3 protein-coding genes are annotated in these 2441 nt (G+C 47.6%); all 3 read right to left on the bottom strand.

Annotated elements, in window-relative coordinates; all coding sequences use genetic code 11:
* Positions 1-338: nitroreductase family protein (locus tag A3757_RS22235; protein WP_197470224.1), on the bottom strand; the 338-nt coding region annotated here is incomplete at its 3' end.
* Positions 339-350: 12 nt separating this feature from the next.
* Positions 351-1475: an aminotransferase class I/II-fold pyridoxal phosphate-dependent enzyme gene (locus A3757_RS22230; protein WP_068552818.1), complete on the bottom strand. Its 1125-nt coding sequence runs from the start codon at positions 1473-1475 to the stop codon at positions 351-353.
* 8 nt (positions 1476-1483) lie between these two features.
* On the bottom strand, positions 1484-2422 hold the full coding sequence (gene cbiB / locus A3757_RS22225) for an adenosylcobinamide-phosphate synthase CbiB (RefSeq protein ID WP_068552820.1): 939 nt from the start codon (positions 2420-2422) through the stop codon (positions 1484-1486).
* Positions 2423-2441 lie beyond the last annotated feature (19 nt).

The raw sequence follows: 2441 nt of genomic DNA, 5'->3' as shown, positions 1-2441 counted from the left end.
AGGTTAAGCGGTGAGTCTAAAATTCCTTCGAGCTTCAGAGACTGATACAGGGGCTTCTTGTTGTCCGGAAACATTTCCATTGCTTCGTTATTGGCATCAGTAAAAGCCTCTTGTACTTGTTGTCGAACTGTTTTTGAGCGAACTAACATAAAGTTCCAGGGCTGCATAAAGCCAACCGAGGGCGCATGATGTGCGGCTTTCAATATGCGGGCCAAGACCTCATCCGGAATCGGGTCGGGCTTGAATTCTCCTCTGACATCACGTCGATTAAAAATGGTTTTATAGAGCGCTTCGCGTTCATCGTGCGTAAAGTTTACAGTCTGGTCTTCGGCGGACATTGAAAAAATACTCTATTTGTTACGCTCAGAAATTGACCTTCGAGGCCTGGTTTTTATAAACGAATCAAAGGCATTTTTGCTGGCAACTTGGGCAACACACTGCCGGATTCGTTCAATGCTCGTTTTATCCAAATGATCAACAAGGCCGACTCGTAGCATGGCAAAATCGTTGTTCACAGATATAAGGCGCAAGAGAATACCTGCTTTTGCGAAGAACTCATAGAGTTCGCTGAGATAAGATGGGCTACCTTGGAAGCTAATAAACAGGCCTCTATCAGCTAATAGTTTGAGCGCTTTGTTGTGAACCAAGGGCGCAAATAAGCTTTGGATTTCTTGGGCGCTCTTTTGGATGCGCTTTCGGCTGGCATGTTGCCAGTATCGATCGGGCAGGGCCTTGCTTAATATGTGCATAGCTGGGCCGTTGAGTGGCCAAGGGTTGCTCGGAAACTGTATGCGAGAGAGACTTTTAGGTGAGCCAAATATGAAGCCGGCCCGAATACCGCCTAAGCCGAAGAATTTGCCGCAAGATCTCAGTACTAAAATGTTATCGGGCAGGGGTGGGCGTGAGAGTAGGCTGGCTTTAGGTGTTAGATCGATAAATGCTTCGTCCACGATCAGCATTGCGTCAGTTCCGAGCATGGCAGCCCAGGAGAACAGGCTCTCTAGAGGAATCATGAGCCCGCTTGGATTATTCGGGTTGATAATAAGTAAATGCTGTTGTGAGTTAGCTTCAATCAGCCGCTCAATCATGGCGTCAGCTTTGGATAAGATGCAGGCATCGTAAAAACTAATCTCAGCGCCTTTGTTTGTCCACGCACACTGATGCTCTTGGTAACCCAGGGACGGCAAGATCACAGGAAGATCTGCTAATAGCAAAGGCAGTTGTTGAATAATCTCTTGAGTACCAGCAAGTGAGCGGTAGGCATGCGGGCCATAATAGCCTTCGACTGTTTTCCTGAATTCCGGGCTAGGGTAAGGCAATCTAGAGAATACGGTTGCCGGAATGTCATCGCAAGGATAAGTGATCGGGTTAAGGCCGGTTGACAGATCCACCCAATCTGATTCGGGAATGTTATAGCGAATCGAGGCGCTGACTAAGTCGCCACCATGGACAATATGTGTTTGTTGCGTTGTCATCCTGGGGCCTAATAGAAACGAATCAGAAAGAAGTAGCCTTCAAGAAAAATAAGTGCAGCACACCAAAGAATTAGACTGCGTTTAATCAGCTTGAGCGCTTCTTGAATGCTTTGCGCACAAGCCGCTTGACCATGTTTAGGGCCAAGCGTAGATCGCTGTTCAAGTGTTTCGTCATAGCAGGCGCTACCGCCTAGTTTTAATTCAAGTGCACCAGCTCCAGCAGCCATGACTGGGCCTGCATTGGGGCTCTTCCATAATTTACCTTGTGTTTTCCAGCATTGAAAAGCGCTGCGTGTTTGCCCGCATAGCGCATAACTAAGTGCAGTCAGTCGAGCCGGAAGGTAGTTCATTACATCATCAAGGCGAGCAGCAGCCCACCCGAAGTCCTTGTAGCGAGTGTTCTTATAGCCCCACATAGCATCGAGAGTATTCACCAGGCGGAAAAGAACAACGCCCGGTATGCCGCCAACAATAAACCAGAAAATAGTGCTAAAGATTGCGTCAGCACCATTTTCGAGTACAGACTCTGTACTGGCGCTTGCGACGTCTTCGGGCGTTAAATGCTTGGTGTCACGACTAACAATTCGAGCGACTTTCTTCCGAGCTTCACCTAGATGCCTTTTGGTTAAAGGTTCAATAATCGCTTCAGCATGTTCTTTGAGGCTTTGCCAACCTAGCGCTGTATATAAGACGAACGAGGCAAAGGCGACGTGAGCGATCGGTTCGCTGAGTGTAAGTAACTCCAAATAGAAAGCGAGTAGAACGGTAGGCACTAATAGGAATGTCAGTGCAATGATGCCTTTAAGCCGTTTGCCGGACCCGCTATTTAACTTGTGCTCAAGGTCGGTGGCGAGATTGCCAAAGCCAACGAGAGGATGAAAGTGCTTGGCTTCGCCAAAGACCTTATCGAGGAACAAGGCCAATAAGAGGCAAATTGAAAAGTACATGTGTTATTTCCTTGTTATA

Source organism: Oleiphilus sp. HI0117, from assembly GCF_001635235.1.
The sequence above is the reverse complement of the archived record's forward strand: the minus strand, read 5'-3'. Positions and strand labels throughout refer to the sequence as shown.